17 protein-coding genes and 1 pseudogene are annotated in these 16896 nt (G+C 41.4%); 6 read left to right on the plus strand and 12 right to left on the minus strand.

The genetic code is table 11. The features are described from left to right. Nucleotides 1–43: 43 nt before the first annotated feature. Entirely contained in the window at nt 44–1213 is a 1170-nt protein-coding gene (locus PGLA_RS05045) for a serine hydrolase domain-containing protein (RefSeq protein WP_068529826.1), read from the minus strand. A gap of 178 nt (nt 1214–1391) precedes the next feature. Here PGLA_RS05045 and PGLA_RS05050 point away from each other — a divergent pair, with 178 nt between their 5' ends. Next, nucleotides 1392–1850 (plus strand): Lrp/AsnC family transcriptional regulator, encoded by a 459-nt coding sequence (locus PGLA_RS05050; protein ID WP_068529657.1) that lies wholly within the window; start codon nt 1392–1394, stop codon nt 1848–1850. Between the two features lie 91 nt (nt 1851–1941). Here PGLA_RS05050 and uvrA read toward each other — a convergent pair whose 3' ends face one another. Beyond that, on the minus strand, nt 1942–4395 hold the full coding sequence (gene uvrA, locus PGLA_RS05055) for an excinuclease ABC subunit UvrA (protein ID WP_068529660.1): 2454 nt from the start codon (nt 4393–4395) through the stop codon (nt 1942–1944). Nucleotides 4396–4663: 268 nt separating this feature from the next. Between uvrA and PGLA_RS05060 the strand changes: the two genes are divergently transcribed. Then, nucleotides 4664–5371: a MerR family transcriptional regulator gene (locus PGLA_RS05060; RefSeq protein WP_068529665.1), complete on the plus strand. Its 708-nt coding sequence runs from the start codon at nt 4664–4666 to the stop codon at nt 5369–5371. A gap of 108 nt (nt 5372–5479) precedes the next feature. On the opposite strand, the gene PGLA_RS05065 is transcribed toward PGLA_RS05060, so the two are convergent. The 3 genes from PGLA_RS05065 to PGLA_RS05075 all read right to left on the minus strand — a co-directional run bounded on the left by PGLA_RS05065 (nt 5480) and on the right by PGLA_RS05075 (nt 7733). Beyond that, complete coding sequence (locus tag PGLA_RS05065; RefSeq protein ID WP_068529668.1) at nt 5480–5998, minus strand: GNAT family N-acetyltransferase; 519 nt, start codon at nt 5996–5998, stop codon at nt 5480–5482. Nucleotides 5999–6035: 37 nt separating this feature from the next. Beyond that, complete coding sequence (locus PGLA_RS05070; RefSeq protein WP_068529670.1) at nt 6036–6659, minus strand: HAD family hydrolase; 624 nt, start codon at nt 6657–6659, stop codon at nt 6036–6038. Between the two features lie 72 nt (nt 6660–6731). Next, complete coding sequence (locus PGLA_RS05075) at nt 6732–7733, minus strand: LacI family DNA-binding transcriptional regulator (protein WP_342671681.1); 1002 nt, start codon at nt 7731–7733, stop codon at nt 6732–6734. Between the two features lie 138 nt (nt 7734–7871). Between PGLA_RS05075 and PGLA_RS05080 the strand changes: the two genes are divergently transcribed. The 4 genes and pseudogenes from PGLA_RS05080 to PGLA_RS05090 all read left to right on the plus strand — a co-directional run bounded on the left by PGLA_RS05080 (nt 7872) and on the right by PGLA_RS05090 (nt 10611). Then, the gene (locus tag PGLA_RS05080) at nt 7872–8144 is read left to right on the plus strand and encodes a class I SAM-dependent methyltransferase (RefSeq protein WP_068529676.1); all 273 of its coding nucleotides are present in this window, start codon (nt 7872–7874) and stop codon (nt 8142–8144) included. Between the two features lie 122 nt (nt 8145–8266). Then, nucleotides 8267–8518, plus strand: a pseudogene (locus PGLA_RS29665) (DUF11 domain-containing protein); the annotation flags it as partial. 33 nt (nt 8519–8551) lie between these two features. After that, nucleotides 8552–8929, plus strand: a complete 378-nt coding sequence (locus PGLA_RS05085) for a DUF11 domain-containing protein (RefSeq protein WP_068529678.1) — start codon at nt 8552–8554, stop codon at nt 8927–8929. Further along, entirely contained in the window at nt 8926–10611 is a 1686-nt protein-coding gene (locus PGLA_RS05090; protein ID WP_068529680.1) for a DUF11 domain-containing protein, read from the plus strand. The genes PGLA_RS05085 and PGLA_RS05090 overlap by 4 nt, the downstream gene beginning before the upstream one ends. Before the next feature lie 122 nt (nt 10612–10733). Here PGLA_RS05090 and PGLA_RS05095 read toward each other — a convergent pair whose 3' ends face one another. The 7 genes from PGLA_RS05095 to PGLA_RS05125 all read right to left on the minus strand — a co-directional run bounded on the left by PGLA_RS05095 (nt 10734) and on the right by PGLA_RS05125 (nt 16885). After that, entirely contained in the window at nt 10734–11753 is a 1020-nt protein-coding gene (locus PGLA_RS05095; protein ID WP_068529683.1) for an LCP family protein, read from the minus strand. A gap of 28 nt (nt 11754–11781) precedes the next feature. Then, the gene (locus tag PGLA_RS05100; RefSeq protein WP_068529685.1) at nt 11782–12399 is read right to left on the minus strand and encodes an undecaprenyl-diphosphatase; all 618 of its coding nucleotides are present in this window, start codon (nt 12397–12399) and stop codon (nt 11782–11784) included. Between the two features lie 32 nt (nt 12400–12431). Further along, on the minus strand, nt 12432–13550 hold the full coding sequence (locus tag PGLA_RS05105) for an FtsW/RodA/SpoVE family cell cycle protein (protein WP_068529687.1): 1119 nt from the start codon (nt 13548–13550) through the stop codon (nt 12432–12434). Nucleotides 13551–13734: 184 nt separating this feature from the next. Continuing rightward, complete coding sequence (locus tag PGLA_RS05110) at nt 13735–14268, minus strand: hypothetical protein (RefSeq protein ID WP_068529689.1); 534 nt, start codon at nt 14266–14268, stop codon at nt 13735–13737. An 89-nt stretch (nt 14269–14357) separates the two neighbouring features. After that, nucleotides 14358–15740 (minus strand): sensor histidine kinase, encoded by a 1383-nt coding sequence (locus tag PGLA_RS05115; RefSeq protein WP_068529691.1) that lies wholly within the window; start codon nt 15738–15740, stop codon nt 14358–14360. A 4-nt stretch (nt 15741–15744) separates the two neighbouring features. Then, nucleotides 15745–16449, minus strand: coding sequence for a response regulator transcription factor (locus PGLA_RS05120; RefSeq protein ID WP_068529694.1), 705 nt, complete (start codon nt 16447–16449; stop codon nt 15745–15747). A gap of 202 nt (nt 16450–16651) precedes the next feature. After that, nucleotides 16652–16885 carry a DUF896 domain-containing protein gene (locus PGLA_RS05125; protein ID WP_068529697.1) on the minus strand — a complete coding sequence of 78 codons (234 nt, stop codon included), beginning with the start codon at nt 16883–16885 and terminating at the stop codon, nt 16652–16654. Between the last annotated feature and the right edge of the window lie 11 nt (nt 16886–16896).

Below are 16896 nucleotides of genomic sequence, written 5' to 3' on the forward strand. Positions count from 1 at the left end.
CCTTGACCGGTTCATACCGGACCAAGGCTCTTGTGTTCGTTCTCTATTTCTTGATCCTGCCATAAACGGCTTCACAAAGGTCAACAGTAAACTGACCAGACATGCCTTCCAGAGCGGTATTGGTGAACGCCACGACGCTAAGCCGCTGCTTAGGATCGACGAACCACGAATGACCATAGGTCCCACCCATACGCCATGTACCCGGGGATTCTGGAGTGTCTGCGGCGACAGGGTCCTCGAGCAACGTAATGCCCAAGCCGAAGCTTCGCCCTGGCCAATAGGCCATTGGCATATCACCGATCTGGTTGGTAGTCATTTCACGAACCATAGACTCCGGCAGCAGGGGTGCTCCGCCCTTACGTAATGTTTCCAGCAGTTGCAAAAAGTCCCCGGCGCTGCCAACCATGCCAGCTCCCCCAGAAGGATAGGCAGTGCCGTCAAGTGCCCGGCTAGGGGCTAGCTGGAAGCCCGCTGTGCCATCCACAAAGGCAATGCTGTCGTTATCATGTATAGGCCGTGGCTCTGGAACATCATTTGTATAGGCCGTCGCCAGTCGCTCTGGGTCCACTGCATTAAACCCGGTGTCACTCATGCCGAGCGGCTTTGTCACCAGCGAATGTATGGCCTCGCTGAGCGATGTTTCTGTGACCTTTGCAATTACTGCTCCCAGCACATCTGTCGCGATGGAATATTTCCACTCGGTGCCTGGTGTATAGATGAGCGGTACAGAGGCTAGACGACGCAGGTTCTCTTCCAACGAGATGCCGGGCTGATCCATACCATCCGATACCCCTGCTCGCTGATAGGAACCATTCTCTTCTTGAAAGAAACGGTAAGACAGACCCGCGGTGTGCGTCATCAAGTGACGAATCCTCAATGTCGCGAACTCGCCGTTCTGCAAACGTGGCCGAAACTCTGGAAGCCAACGATCAACGCGGTCGTCCAGCTGTAAGCGACCTTGCGCGACTAGTACTAGGGCAGCCGTTGAAACGATAGGTTTGGTAACCGAGGCGAGTCGGAATAAGGCATCTTCTCGCATGAGCTGGTTCATCTCGCGGTCGGCAAGACCAGCAGCGCGGCTATAAACCAGTACCCCATCTATCGCCACTTTAATGACAGCTCCAACCAACCGCTTGTCGGCAAGCGTTCGATCGATTACTTCATCGATGCGACCTGGTAAACATTCTGGATTAATTTTGTTTGAATACAACATACTCAACAGTCTTCATCCTTTCGGAATAGTTAAAGCCTTGAACACTTTACTATTGTAGGTTTATTATATAAAATAAGTTATCTCGATTACATAAGGAAACTAAGTTGAATTAGCCTTGTAACGATTAATTACAAGTTAGTTTATAGGGAAATCCTTAAATTTAAAGGAGTAGATTTCGATGGACCACGTTGATAAGCAAATCCTTTTTCACCTTCAAAACCAAGCGAGAATATCTATGACGGAACTAGGAAAATGTGTCGGTTTATCACAACCCGCAGTAACAGAAAGAGTTAGGCGTATGGAGGAAAAAGGGATCATAAGCGAATATCGCACCATAGTTTCCCCTGAAAAAATTGGTAAACATGCTGCTGCCTACATGCTGGTTCATTCAAGGGATTGTAACGCATTCCTTGATTTCTGCCGCTCAACTCCAGATGTCGTCGAATGTTACCGTATCAGTGGAGAACACAACTACTTATTGAAAGTAATGTCCGATTCAACACGAGCCCTCGAGGAATTCGGAAATCAATGTGATAAATACGGTACCTATACAATTCTAATCGTGATGTCATCGCCTATAGATCATAAATTTCTTATACCTTCGCTTGAAGAAGTTAACCTAAACATGAAGAGTTAGATAAATGTGGTAAGAGTTACGTCATAACAAAAAGAGTGTGAGTTAATTCTCACACTCTTTAACTGAAGCATCAACTTCGTGAGTCACGGCATTAAACCATATAAGGAACTAAAAACGCACCTGTAAACGATTCTTTAACCAATGCCACTTCACGAGGAGTACCACTTGCAACAAGCTGCCCACCTGCCGTTCCTCCACCAGGTCCCATGTCGATTACCCAATCCGAAGCTGCTATTAAATCCGTATTGTGTTCTACCATTATTACTGTATTTCCAGCATCGACAAGTTTGCTCAACAGTACATGGAGATTATGCACATCAAGTGGATGCAATCCAGTGGAAGGTTCATCAAGCAGGTACAAGGTATGCCCCATAGCTGATTTACTCAGTTCTCGTGCAAGTTTTAATCGCTGTCCTTCGCCGCCAGAAAGTGTAGGTAACGACTGACCCCATTGTAAGTATCCAAGCCCTACCTCACATAAGAGTTCCAACAACTTCAACATTTTCTTGTGCTTCATAAATAAGGGAACGCTCTCTTCGATACTCAGCTCAAGAAAATCTGAGATCGTATAGCCTTCATACGTAACAGCTAGAACTTCTTCCTTGAATCTCTTACCATGGCACTCAGGACACTCGACTTGCAAATGAGAGAGAAAGTGCATGTCCACGGATACTTGTCCTAAGCCCTCACATCGCTCACATCTGCCCCCTGCCGTATTAAAGGAAAAGCTCTTGTCCTTCAGGCCTCTAACTTTGGCTTCTGGCAATGCCGCAAAGATCTTACGCAACGGTGTAAACAAGTCGATATACGTGGAGACGTTGGAACGCTGCATTCTGGAAAGTGGCGATTGGTCGACTGTGATCATATTGTTGATCGCATCTAGTCCTGTGATCGTACGACATCCCGGGATATTCACCTTGCCTTGGTCAGTATTAGCCAATAAATCAAAAACAAGAGATGATTTCCCTGATCCAGATACACCAGATACAGCAATCAAGGAGCCTAATGGAAAAGTTACCGTCACATTTTGTAAGTTGTGTAGTGTTGCTTCATGAATCGAAATCAAGTCTCCGTTGCCCTTACGTTCCTTCGACGCTAGCTTGTCATTGGCTTTAAGATATCGTCCTGTACCAGAATCAGGCTGACTCATTAGCTCCGCAAGTGTTCCTTGACCCACAATTTCTCCTCCAAAACGTCCCGCTCCTGGACCTACATCAATGACATGATCTGCCTCTTGAATGACACGTTCATCATGCTCAATAACCAGTACTGTATTACCAAGGTCACGTAACTGCTTCATGATGTGTACAAGTCCATCCGTGTCCTTCGGATGCAATCCCGAAGTAGGTTCATCCAGCAAATACAAGACTCCGGTCAGTCCTGAACCTAGAATTGAAGCAAGTCTTAAGCGCTGTGCTTCACCACCAGATAGCGTCACAGTGTTTCTATCAAGGGACAAATACCCAAGCCCAACGTGAATGATCCGATTTACTTTGATAAGTAAGTCATGCAGCACCGTCTCAAGTAATGTGTCGCCCTCCTGTTGATACTTAGTCTGTACACGATTAATCCAGATACAAAACTCATCTAACGACAGGATTGATAATCCAGGTAAGGTTTCACCTTCCACAGTTACACGACGACTCTCCTTATTTAATCGTTCTCCTCCGCAATCATGGCATGTCTGAGTGAGGAATAGAGATGAGTCACTAGATTGACCCTCCTTTTCTTTGTAACGTCGCCACATGGCGGTTAACACACCTTCGAATTTACCTTTTGTTACCGTCTTTGGTGGCGTGACGTCAGGGAAATGACGAGTGAACTCCTCTGCCTCCACACCATATAGCAGCATATCCCACTGAACTTCACTATAAGTATTAAGTGACTGATCTCCACTCATTGGAACACCATAGTGTTTGCCTGCTGCCTCAAGGATCGCGATTTGATAATCAATAAACATGCCATTCCAAAAAGTTACTGAACCCTCCCTGATACTTTTCTCTTTGTCAAAGACAGCATCTATATTGATATCAACAACGTTACCTAGACCGCTACAAGTCGGGCACGCACCGTCAGGTGTGTTAAAGGAAAAGTCCGATTTGGTTAATGGGGCATGCGTATGCTTACATTCTGGACACAGGATAGGATCTGCATTATCAACAACTGGGGGTGGGATCAAAGTATCACAATGATTACACCGTCTTACCCCTTTTTTCTGAAATACAAGTCGCAAATACGTATACATATCGGTCACTGTTCCAACTGTTGAACGAGGATTACGATTCGTCACATGTTGACCTACTGAGATCGATGGAGAAAGACCAACAATCGAATCTACCTTAGGTTTCTGAATTGACTCAGCAGACAATCCGCTAGACTCCATATATTGACGCTGGCATTCCCGTTGTAGGATATCCATCGCAAGTGTCGATTTTCCTGATCCAGATGGACCGGTAACCACAACTAGTTTGTGTTTGGGAATATCAAGCGTGATATTTTTTAAGTTATTTTCTCTAGCCCCTTGAATATGAATGAAATCTTTCATAAATAATCCTCCTAAAAGTTCTGTTAGAGTTACTTCAGCGACTAATCTTCATACAAAACTTACTTCGTAACCATTTTCTTCAATTTAAAGCGTACTCTCGTACCTCCATCATTAATTCTACAACATTCACGCATGTGATAAGGTTTTTTATAAATCCCCGTGGGTTTGAAGCCAAAACCCTGTAATAGCACTTTAATCTTTTTGTTTAACGTTTGTTTATTATAAGTGTGTTTGGTATAGTGTAAATCTACTTGAGGGGGAACTGGACATGGAATACTTTAAGCCAATTGAGATTGCTAGAGAACTAAATATTAGTACATCTGCTTTGCGACATTATGAATCATGGGGAGTCATTCCGACACCTGCTCGTGCTGCGAATGGTTATCGCCTTTATACAAATGTACATTTAGCTTATTTTCGTTGCTTGCGCACCATGTTCACCGGATTTGGTGTCGCGATCACTTGTAACGTACTGCGCCATGTTCAAGCGGGTGATATGGACACAGCTTTCTGGATTATCAACAAAGAACAAGCCAATCTACAACACGAAAAAGTCATAGCCGACCAGACGCTTGAGTTACTTCAAGATACGGAACTATCACTCATTTCAAATAAGAAGCTAAAAAGTCACATGAACATTGGCGAAGTGGCTAATCTCACCGATGTGCAAGAATCCGCCATTCGACATTGGGAAAAAGAAGGACTAATATCACCAGAACGAGATTCAGAGAATGGATACCGAATCTTCACATCAATACATATACGGCAAATTTTGCTTATACGCACATTACGGAGGACCGTCTACTTTTTGGAGAATATGAAGGAAATTGTTCGTACCGTGGAACATCAGAGCATCGATCAAGCCAAATTAGTCACTGAGAATGCACTGTTAAGCATCAATGAACGTAATCGTCAGCAGTTCCATGGTGTTCATCAATTGGTCGTGCTATGTAAAGAGATCAAGTTAATAGTGTAACTCTAATACTATTATAATGTTACATTATGAGTGATCTCAAACCTCTTTCTAATCACAAATAAGCAATCGAACGCTGGTCTCTGTTCGATTGCTTATTGTTTACTACTATCAAATTTCGAGTCTTTGGATTTTATAATATAGAAAAGTTGCATGTAACACTCTATCTATTGACATCGTATAGTTTGGAATTCGTCCAACTTGAATGTAGCCTAATGAAGTATAAAGTTGGTTTGTTGGGTCACCTGCTTTTGTATTGAGAACTAATAAAGACCTATCTTCATTCTTAGCTCTCACCGCAGCCTTTTGCATTAATAGCCTTCCGATACCATTCCGTCGATAATTAGGGTGTATCATTAATTTAGCGATTTCAACTCTATGATCACCGTTCTCTTGATTACATAAATGTAACTGTACACTACCGACGACGGAATCATTTATTTTAGCAACAAATAGAATCACTTCAGGTCCTAATACATTCTCCCAATATGCTCGAGACCCCAATAAGTCCAATGATGGTAAGAAACCCATCGAAGACCCACCGTCAACTACCTCTATTAGAAGGACTGCAAGCTCATCAACATAGTCTTCGATGGATATGATTTGTTCAATGGTTACATCTTTGACCATACAATTCCCTCCCTATGGATATCATGAAAAGGATTGATTAGTTCGAGAGTAACTTGATGATATCATTCGGTTGTTCAAACTTATATTTAGCTGGTATTTTGGTATGATCTTTGCATCCCCATAGTGCGAGACCAAAATCCACCCCAGCATCTCTAGCACATTCATAATCATAAATAGTGTCCCCAATATATATAGACGTTACAGGATCAGCACCCGATATCTCCAAGAACTTCAACAGTGGCTCCGGATTAGGCTTGTGCTTCAACGTATCATCTGCACAGACGAAATGTGTTAACTGATCCATAAGACCAAATGGGACAAAATCATCTTGTAATTCCTGCGTTGTCTTTGAAGTAACTATCCCTTGATTGATATTCCTTTGTTTCAAAGTAATTAACAAATCAGAAATCCCACCGAATACCTCGATCGAATGATAGAAATCCTTCATGAAGTGCTCCCATCGCGCATGTGCCTTATGAATATCATGAATCCCTAACTCTTTTAATGAGTACACACCAGGAATTCCTAGTACAAAATATAATTCATGTGTTTCAATATCTCTGTCATAATCTATCTTTAGCATCTTTTGAAGTGAACCCAATACCGCTCTTTCTGTATCCATTAGTGTGCCATCTACATCAAAAATAATCGTATTGTACATTCCACTTCATCCTCCCATAGTATCTATCTGTTTAGACCATGATAAAGTATGAAATGGATTTCATGTCAACACTTAAATGGATGAGCGGTGAATAATTTGATAAGGGATCTCAATTTTATGTTTTAATTTACTCATGATAAGATCGAAAGCTTGCTCACCCACTTTAATTAATTGATGATCTACGGAGGAAAGACCTAATCCCACACCAATGGGTTGATTCTCCTGTCCCATGATCGCTATATCATGAGGAACTTTCAGATGAATCGATTGTGCGTACATATAAATACCACCTGCAACCTCATCCCCATTGGCATAGATTGCTGTTGGTCTCGCATCTAGGTTCAGTAATTGCTTTCCAGCCTGATACCCATCCTCAACACTATAACAGTCGGAAATGTGAAGTTCTGAAGGAAGTTCTCCAAATGTATCCTTGTATGCATCCAGTGTCTGTCGTGTGCTAATGCTCTCCATACCTCTTCCTCTAGTTATAGCTACTCTTGAATGTCCTTTTTCTTTAAGATACTGAAATGCTTCAAGATAAGATGCGTATCTATCGATATAGGAACAACCTATTTCGGGATGCTCCGTATATTCGCAACAAACCACAGGTCCATAATTTGTAAACGGTATGATGGATTCCCACTCATTTGAACGCGAAGTAATGATTATGCCGTCTAGCAATTTGTTTTTGAGCATAGCAAGATATTCTAATTCTTTATCTTTATTATATTTAGTTGGGAGTACAGTTACAGAATAATCATTTTCTATAGATACATTAAGCACACCATGTAACAGTTGATCGAATGCTTGATTGTTGTTATACGGGATGATTACACCAATCATTCTTGTTTCCCTTCGAATTAAATCGACTGCGTTTTTGTTAGGCGTATAATCCATTTCAGCGATCACTTTCTGAACTGCCGACCTTTTTTCATCAGAGACGTATTTATGATTATTCAACACCCTTGATACAGTCGTTACTGACACGCCGGCCAATTTAGCTATCTCGTTAATATTAGCCATACCAACCTCCATCTTCTCACTAGCATATCGCCTTTTCTTATGTATCTTCATTAATATCGGAATTCATTCTTCTATAATACCACGCTTCTCTACAACTTCCGATTCTATTAGGCATCAGTCGGATGCACGACACGCGGGTATTAATACAATAAAGATGAACCTATTTACCTCACAAAGGGAGTGGTCATCTTGAGAATAGATATAGGGTGCAGTTCCAACAAAGAAAAAGGTTATCTAGGGATTGATCTCGTTGAGGGCCCTGACGTAGATATTGTCTGCGACATCAATCAAGGTATCCCACTGCCAGACAATACCGCTGAGTTTGTGATGGCCAGCCGAGTAATGCCTTATGTCAGCGATTTGTTTGTAGTCATGTCAGAGATCCAAATCCGGCAAACGGTATTTCACTGGGTACACTCGCCCCAGGTGCATCATTCGTTGTCTCTTTCAATACGATTGTAAATGTACTTCCTAATCCTGCATCACTTAGTAATCAGGCTTCTATCAGTTTCAGATCCGGTATTTTCTCTGGTTCTTCTTTTTCCAATACGCTAGTTATTCCTGTATATCAGCCAATTGTTGTTATTCTCAAGAGTGCCAATACAACCAACGCAACCGTTGGAGATACCGTTACTTATTCTTTAAACGTCACGAACACCGGCAACCTGCCTGCAAACGTAACGATCGCCGATACAGTACCTCCTGGAGCCATATTTATTCCGAACAGTGTTCTCGTCAATGGTGTACCCCTACCTGGAGTTGATCCAGCGGGTGGGTTAAATATTGGCACGATTGCTCCGGTTGATACGATTATCGTAACAATCACATTCCAAGTTACGGTAGAGACACTTCCTTCTCCACAACAACTCGTGAATCAAGCAACCGGAACCTTTACATTCACTCCACCAGACGGACGTCTTCTCTCCGGCACTTCACTTTCAAACGTCCTGGTCATTCCAGTCTCGTCTCCTAACGTAACCGTAGTTAAAAGTACTCCGGCAACCGACGCAGTGGTTGGAGATATCATCACTTACACGATTGTTGCTACGAATAACGGCATAGAAGCTGTTAGCAACGTTATTCTCATTGACCCGATTCCAGCAGGCAGTCAGTTTGTTGCTGGTAGTGTAATCGTAGATGGAATAGCCCGTCCTACTGGAAATCCGGCATCTGGCATCATCATCGGCAGCATTGCAGCAGGAGCTTCCACAACTGTTATATTCCAGGTTCAGGTAATCAGCGTATGACTAGCGGCTCACGTCCTTATCCTGTCGTAACTAATCAGTCTAGGGTACTCTTCAGCTCGGCAGCGGGTGTTGAAAGCATCGCTTATTCGAATATCGTCGACACCCCGGTCGTGGGCCCAGTCCCTTCATTGATCAAAAGCGCGGACAAAGTCCGCGCTTCCTTGGATGAGACTATTGTGTATACCATTATTGCCGACAATATCGGCAATACGGCTGCTAAGTTAACTATTTATGATACGCTACCCCAAGGGGTATCCTTTATTCTCAACAGCGTTCTAAGAGACGGCATTCTATTGCCAGGAGTGGATCCAATTTCAGGAATACCCGCGGGAACGCTAACACCTGAGACCCAAGTTATCATATCTTTTCAAGTTATCGTTGTATCGTTACCCCCAAGCCTGACCTTACTCAATAAGGCACTTTGTAAATTCACCTTTGTTATACCAGAAGGCCTTCTAATAGCAGACGAACTTTACTCTAATACGGTAACCATCTCCTTAATAGCGTTTCAGATCTACACTTCATTAACTGCGAATACATCGACTACTTTTGTCGGGGATGTTGTAACCTATACGTTAACAATTATGAACGAAGGAATTCAATCTTTGCAGGATGTCATAGTGGTGATTCCGGTCCCTGAAGGAGCTGTCTTCATTACCGGAAGCGTCATCGTGTCGGGCGTGTATTATCCGGAATCGGACCCAAATCAAGAGATATACCTGGATAACTTGGGTTCAGGCTCAACCGTTGAAATATCTTTTCGTGTAAGTATTGTGGAGGTTCCTCCAACCTCAACGTTGATTAATACTGCTAAGGTCTCTTATGTAGTTGATCGAAATCAGTACAATACGGAGAGCAACACTGTTGTGGTAGCCGTCGTCTCGCCTGATGTTACGATTAGTAAAATGGTGGAGCTATCCCGTGCAGCTCCTGGAGACCCATTATGGTACGAACTTACAGTTAGAAACAATGGAAATATAGCGGTGGATGCGATATTATTTGATGTCTTTCCATCAGGTACTCTTTTCGTATGGGATAGCGTACTGGTAAATGGAGTTATTATGAAAGGTGTTCTACCCGATTCAGGAATTCCATTATCCACCTTAAGCCCAGAATCTTTAACCGTAGTGAAATTCAAGGTAACGATAGCTACAGCTATAAATATTCATGAAATATCAGAAATCAAGAATCAAGGGTCGTTACATTACACTTTTCTATTACCTGACGGGCGTACTGTAAGACAAATCGCCCGCTCCAACGTCGTATCTACGTATATATTCACACCACTCATTTCTCTTGAAATTTGTGTCGATCCTACCTGTGTAGAAATAGGTGGACGTGTGAAGTTCGAGCTATTACTGAGCAATACAGGGAATTGGCCTGCAAATGTTTCACTCATCCAGCTCTATCCTGAGGGAACCATGCTGGATTCGAATATAATCACGATCGATGGTATTCCTTCTCCACAGACGCCATTTAAAGGAACAATCCCTTTGGGTACGGTGAATGCTGGCACTACAGTATGCATCACCTACTTTATTACGGTTAATGAGTATCTACTTAGCCATTTTCTCAAAGGTTATTCATCAGCGATTTACCAGTTCATTTTAGATGAACGCACGAATGTAGGCAAAGTCCACTCCAATAGTTACACGATCACTGTGGAAGAGTTCAGTGAATAAATCAGATAATTCTATCTAGTACAATTAAAACCTTAATGTTTATGGAGTATCTAAAGACAGGTTTAACCCTTTACAATTACTTTGCTTAAATTAAAAGGAGCCATATGGCTCCTTTTAATATTTTAATCCCGCACGCCAACAGCTTCCAAGGTAATCGAACTTTCTGTGCTGACACCTACCTCCTCACGTAGAGCATCCAATGCATGTTGCAATTCCTCTTTCTCCACGTAAACGTAGGGACTTTTCCAACGGGACTCCAAATGTAATGAACGAATATCATTCGGTTTGATTTTTGGGAAGTTGAAGATCCATTGTTGAAGATCTGATTCAGGAATATCAGACTTCACATTTTTTCCGATAATGTCCAATACATTTCCCCATTGGGAGATCCCTTGAAAAGCCCCCAATTTATCAATGATCTGCTTGATCACTTGCTGCTGCCGATCATTACGTGCGAAATCGGAGGACTCCTGGGTTCCTTGATTCGATTTGCGATACCGCACGAAGTCGAGTACTTCTTTACCATTAAGAGTCTGCAATCCTTTGTTCAAATTGATATGAGTCCCGTCTGCGGAGTCATTATATTTCATATCCATGTCAACATCCACTTTAAGGCCGCCAAGCACATCCACCGTCTGCCGTATCGAATCAAAATTTACCACGACCATATGATCAATCGGAAGATCTAGCAAATCGCCGAAAAAACGTTTTGTGTTCGGAATAACTTCTGACTTATCCTTTATATAGTAATAGGCATAATAATAATTGGCTTTGCGGGATGGTAATGATTTGGGCTTCAGCAGCAAATCACGCGGCAGTGATAAGAGACTGGCTGAATGGGTTTGCGGATTAAAACTGACAAGCATAAGAACATCTGTATTCATCACCCCACCGCCACCTTCGCGACTATCTATACCAGCAATAAGAAATATCATAGGTTTAATGGATTCTTTTTTTTGAATACCAGCTAGAGAATTATTAGGCTTAAAGGTTTCTGGAGCTGCCATGCTTTGAATCGCAGAATCTGCCTTATAATATATATACCCCACATATATTCCAGCTCCAAGTAAGAGGGCCACTATGACTAGAGACATGATCATCATAACTTTACGAAATGCTATCCTTTTGCGTTTTACAGACATGATTTCCTCCATTCAGTCCTAATAACATTCAATTATTGAAATTAGATCGGTCTCTTTTATTATTCTCCCAAATTTTGTTCTCGATTTTTTCATAATAATATAAGCCCGCGTTCACACACTTATTAGCAACAGACCATCGATTAACAATTTGATAAATCATTATTGCACTGACAACACCTATGAATGAACCCATGAGGACATCGGTAGGATAATGTACGCCATTCCAAATTCGGGAGAATGAAATCAACCCTGCCAATACAAGCCAAATGATTCCATCCTTTTTACGAAACAACCAAATGCCTGTTGCGATAACAAAAGCACCAATCGAATGGTCACTTGGAAATGAAGCATTAGCGGCATGTTCAATTAATTGATTTACCGTATGATAGACAAAAGGCCTGTCCCTATAGAAAAAGTGTGAAAGGATACTACCCATTCCAAATCCAATACAAGCAGAATAGAGAGTTATGATCACCATTTTCCTGTTTATATGAATGCGAGTAAACCAATAAACAATAATCCCTAGGTAAAATAAGTATTCCGCTTTTTCTGATAAAAATCGCATAAATGGATTTAATACAGAGAATGATACTGCCAAATCATTGATCAATTGAAATAAGTAAACCTCAGTTGTGGATATGCCCAATTTCTAACCTTCTTTCCATTCCTGTAATAATCCTAATCAATTTCGTCTTTATGAACATTGACACTTAACACCAAACCGATCGCAATCATATTACAAAGAAGTGAGCTACCTCCATAACTTATGAATGGTAAGGAAATACCTGTCAGGGGTACCAAACCGATATGCATGCCAATATTAACCATAACTTGAAAGACTAACATTCCAATAAGCCCGATAACAATATATGATCCTGCAAGTTCTCTACTTTCCATGACGATATGAACCATACGATACACGAGCAGTAAATATAGTATCAACAATATGGAAGAACCAATAAAACCATATCCCTCACCTATGACCACAAAGATCGAATCGGAATACGCATAAGGAATATATCCTCTACGTAAAAGAGATCCGTCACTTCCAGTCAATCCTCCAGAAGAGATCGCATGCATCGCATTTTTAACATGCCATGATTTATCAGGATCGCTGGTTGGGTCAAGAAAAGTCTGAATTCTTGACATTTGATGTGGCTCTACAATCTTGGACAACAATTCGAAGTTGGCATAGTAAAGCCATAACATTGTCCCAATCGTAATCATCATCATACTGATGAACAGAATCATATATATAGCACGGATGTTACCCATCCACAGCATACAAAGCAATACACCCACAAAGACGAGAGAAGTACCTAAATCTGGCTGTTGCATAATTAAGATGATAGGTATCATAAAAATGATACCTATCGGTAATAAATCTTGCAAAGGACGGAGCTTCGCTCCCTCACGCTTACCCAATAAATGAGCAATCAGCAGTATTGTACATATTTTAGCTAATTCAGAAGGTTGAAGCTGAAATGGCCCAATACTTAGCCAACGAACCGCGCCGTTAATATTCTCTCCAGTAAACTTGACAAGAACTAACATCCCAATACCTATTCCATAGAATAGGTATGACAGCTTACCTAACAGGATTCTATAATCAAACAATGCGAGAACTAGCATCGGAATGCAAAATGCACCGAATAGATATAAATTACTAATGTGAAGCCCTTCCAATTTCGTATCCGTTGTTGCTCCATAAATAGCAATGGTGCCCGTGGTAACAAGACAACACATAATGAGCAGAATGGATTTATCCAGTTTTGCAATTTTGCGAATGTTAATCATCTGACAACCTCTATTTTGTTGAATTTCGGTAAAAACGAACATCACAAATAATCCGATGAGCGGAAATACGCCTTGTTTCATGACGCAGTGCCACGGACTATTATGTGTTATTAGGACAGCATCTTATTGAACCTTTCAAATCATTGGACACCACCATCGCTTTAACTACTACCTTGTTGACTGATTACTCAAGATCGAGATTACCGGTATACTCCTTCTTGGATACCAACTTCAACTTATCTTCGTTCAGCCCATAAATATCCAGACCATTCCCTGCAGCACCCAATGACCAGCCAAGCGCGAGCTCGGATCGACCGTCATGATCGATATCTGGAAATCCAGCATACTCCAAGCCATAACCAAAACCATCAACTTCCGAAATCATTCGCCACTCCTCACGATGTTGCTTAAACAACGCCGCTTTTATCATTTTACCTGTCGCTTTATTCACTTCATATACAACCACAGCTTCATCGATACCATCACCGTCCATATCTCCGAATGAGATTTCATTGCCCTCTTTCCCTTGCGTAGGGGCTAACAATTGGACTTCATCAGGCAGTAATTTGATAAGTTCATGGCTGAGTTTATGTCGCTGAATGCTTGTTTCTGATATTGGAGGTTTAATCATATCTATTGGTGTTGCAGGCATCTCACATCCTTCGAGCAACAATAACGTAGCTAATATCATGCCTATATTAATCAGCTTATTGAGCATTCTGAATACCTACTCCTCGCTTGTCATATTTACTATTCTATCTTCAGAAGGGAATGAAGTGGTTATGAAATAGTTAAATTTAAATTCCTTTATATTGGAAGGTGAATGTGAACTATCGTTCCCTTACCTACCATACTGGTTATTCGCAATTCTCCACGATGCAGCTTTATGATCTGATCGGATATCGATAGACCCAAACCGCTTCCAGAAGTATGTTGATCTACTTTGTAAAATTTATGTAGCACATTCTCTAGATCCTCCTCCGCGATTCCTGAGCCTGTGTCCTCGACGGTAATAATGACTTGTCCGAGAGTGGTGTGTGCATGAACAAGGATTCGCCCTGAATCGTCTGTAAATTTGAGCGAATTATCAATTAAATTAATCAGTACTTGCTTTAATCGGTTCTCGTCAGCTTGAATGGTAGGAATGGTCTCATCTACTTGTATTTCAAGTAAGATCCCTTGCCGGGTAGCTCTGGGAGAAAGTTGTCTGCCAATATGATGTAGTAATGCCGGCAGATGGACAGGTGCGAAGTGTATGGCGATTCTTCCGTTATCCAATTTAGAGAAATCTAACAGTTCATCTACCATACGAGTCAACCTGTCACCTTCTGATTCGATAATATCAAGGCCTTCATGAAGCAATTGCTTGTTATCAATCCTATTCGATTTCAACGTGATGACCCAACCTTTAATCGACGTTAATGGCGTACGTAGTTCATGCGACACAGATGAAATAAAATCATTTTTAAGCTGTTCGCTCTTCAAAATTCTACTTGCCATCATATTTAACGTATCTGCCAGAGAACCGAGCTCATCCTGATATCGCTTAGGTACTCTTTTGCTGAAGTCTCCTTCTGTCATCCGGTCTGCTGCCTGTTTAAGGTCCTTTATTGATCTAGTAATGGTCCATGACAGCAATAGTCCAAGCACGGTAACAATCGCAATAACAAGCATACCGACACAGATCAGTACGACTGTAATTTGATTAACCGTATTAAATGTTTCAGTCAACGAAGTAACGAACCTGACTCCCCCCACGGTGACGTCATTTACTTGTAAGGGAAAAGATACCGCTAATATGGCTTCTTGAGTTGAAGGGTCCTTCCCTTTCCAAATACCTGGTTCTCCTTGAATAGCTACTTGCACATCTGGATACTTGATCATGTTGTTATCATCATGAAGTCCTGTAGAGTCCTGAAGAAGTCGACCCGATAGATTAATAATCTGCACTTGGGCATCAGAATTGTGTGAGAACCCTTTCAACAATCGGTCTGATTGTTTCTCCAGATCCTCATCTGCAAAATATTGCTGAAAAAAAGAAGCGGATAACTCCGCTTGATTCATCAGAATTCGCTCTACATTATGAAAGTAATAAAATCTCACAGAAACAATGAGAAAAATCTCAAGAATGAGAACAGTAAGAAAAATGACCACAACATAACTACCTACTAATCTTTTCTGTATACCCATTTATTCAACCATCCTTCCTGAAGCGGTATCCCAAACCCCATACCGTCTCGATCCAAAGTGGCTTGGAGCTATCGTCTTCAATCTTCTCTCTTAATTTTCGCACATGGACATCCACCGTTTTAGGGTCTCCAATATAATCCTCTCCCCATACGAGGTTCAATAATTCATTCCTGGTTAGTGCTGTATCGGGATGTTCTAAGAAAATCCTAATCATTTGGAATTCCTTCGGTGTTAATTCAATGAAGTCATCATGCTTGAACACCTTATTCGAATTCAGATCCATTCGAATTGGACCAGATTGAAGTATACGTTTTTGTTGTTTAAAGGAACCTTCAGTACGGCGCAATATCGCTTTAATTCGTGCTACAAGTTCTAACGGATTAAATGGTTTGACTATATAATCGTCGGCACCGATTTCAAGTCCCTTGATTTTGTCCAGATCTTGGCCGCGTGCAGTTAAGAAGACGATGACGATTGCAGGGTCCTTCTCTCTAAGCTTTCGGCAGATTTCAAATCCATTGGCATCCGGTAGCATAATGTCCAGAACAACCACATCGGGTCTATTCGCTGTGAAGCTCTGTAACGCTTCTTCTCCAAATGCAGCCTCTTTTACCACAAATCCGTTATTTGTTAAATTAATCGATATAAACCGTCTTATATTATCGTCATCTTCAACAATAAGTACTTGATTACGATTTGATGTGTCCACGATTCCCACCCCTATAATTGGATTCCTATCAAAAAAAAAAAAGATCTCCCTGTTAAGAGAGAACCTTGAGTTCAGACCATTCGCATCGTCCACAGTATTTTGAAGCTTCAGCTAACGATAATATTTATCACATGTGGATATTACTCTATATTGATCAGATTGTCAAAAAAAATTGATTCGTAATCATATTTGAATCTCATAATTAGTCTTTTTTATCCGAAGCCTTTTCTTTCACTGCACGTACTTTATCAGGTGTAACATCATTTCCAAGTGGATCGACCACAGTTAATCCTGTAATGGTATTGAGAACTTGACCGCGAATTTCACGTAAGTAGTCTTCACGTAATGCTTGTTGCTCAACCTTTTCTGCATTGGTTAGGCCTTCTCCACGCTGTTTTCTTGCTAATTCATTAATACGATCTATACTGTTTATCATCTGTTTTCCCC

Source organism: Paenibacillus glacialis (assembly GCF_001637205.1).
In the GTDB taxonomy this organism is placed as follows: Bacteria; Bacillota; Bacilli; order Paenibacillales; family Paenibacillaceae; genus Paenibacillus_AQ; species Paenibacillus_AQ glacialis.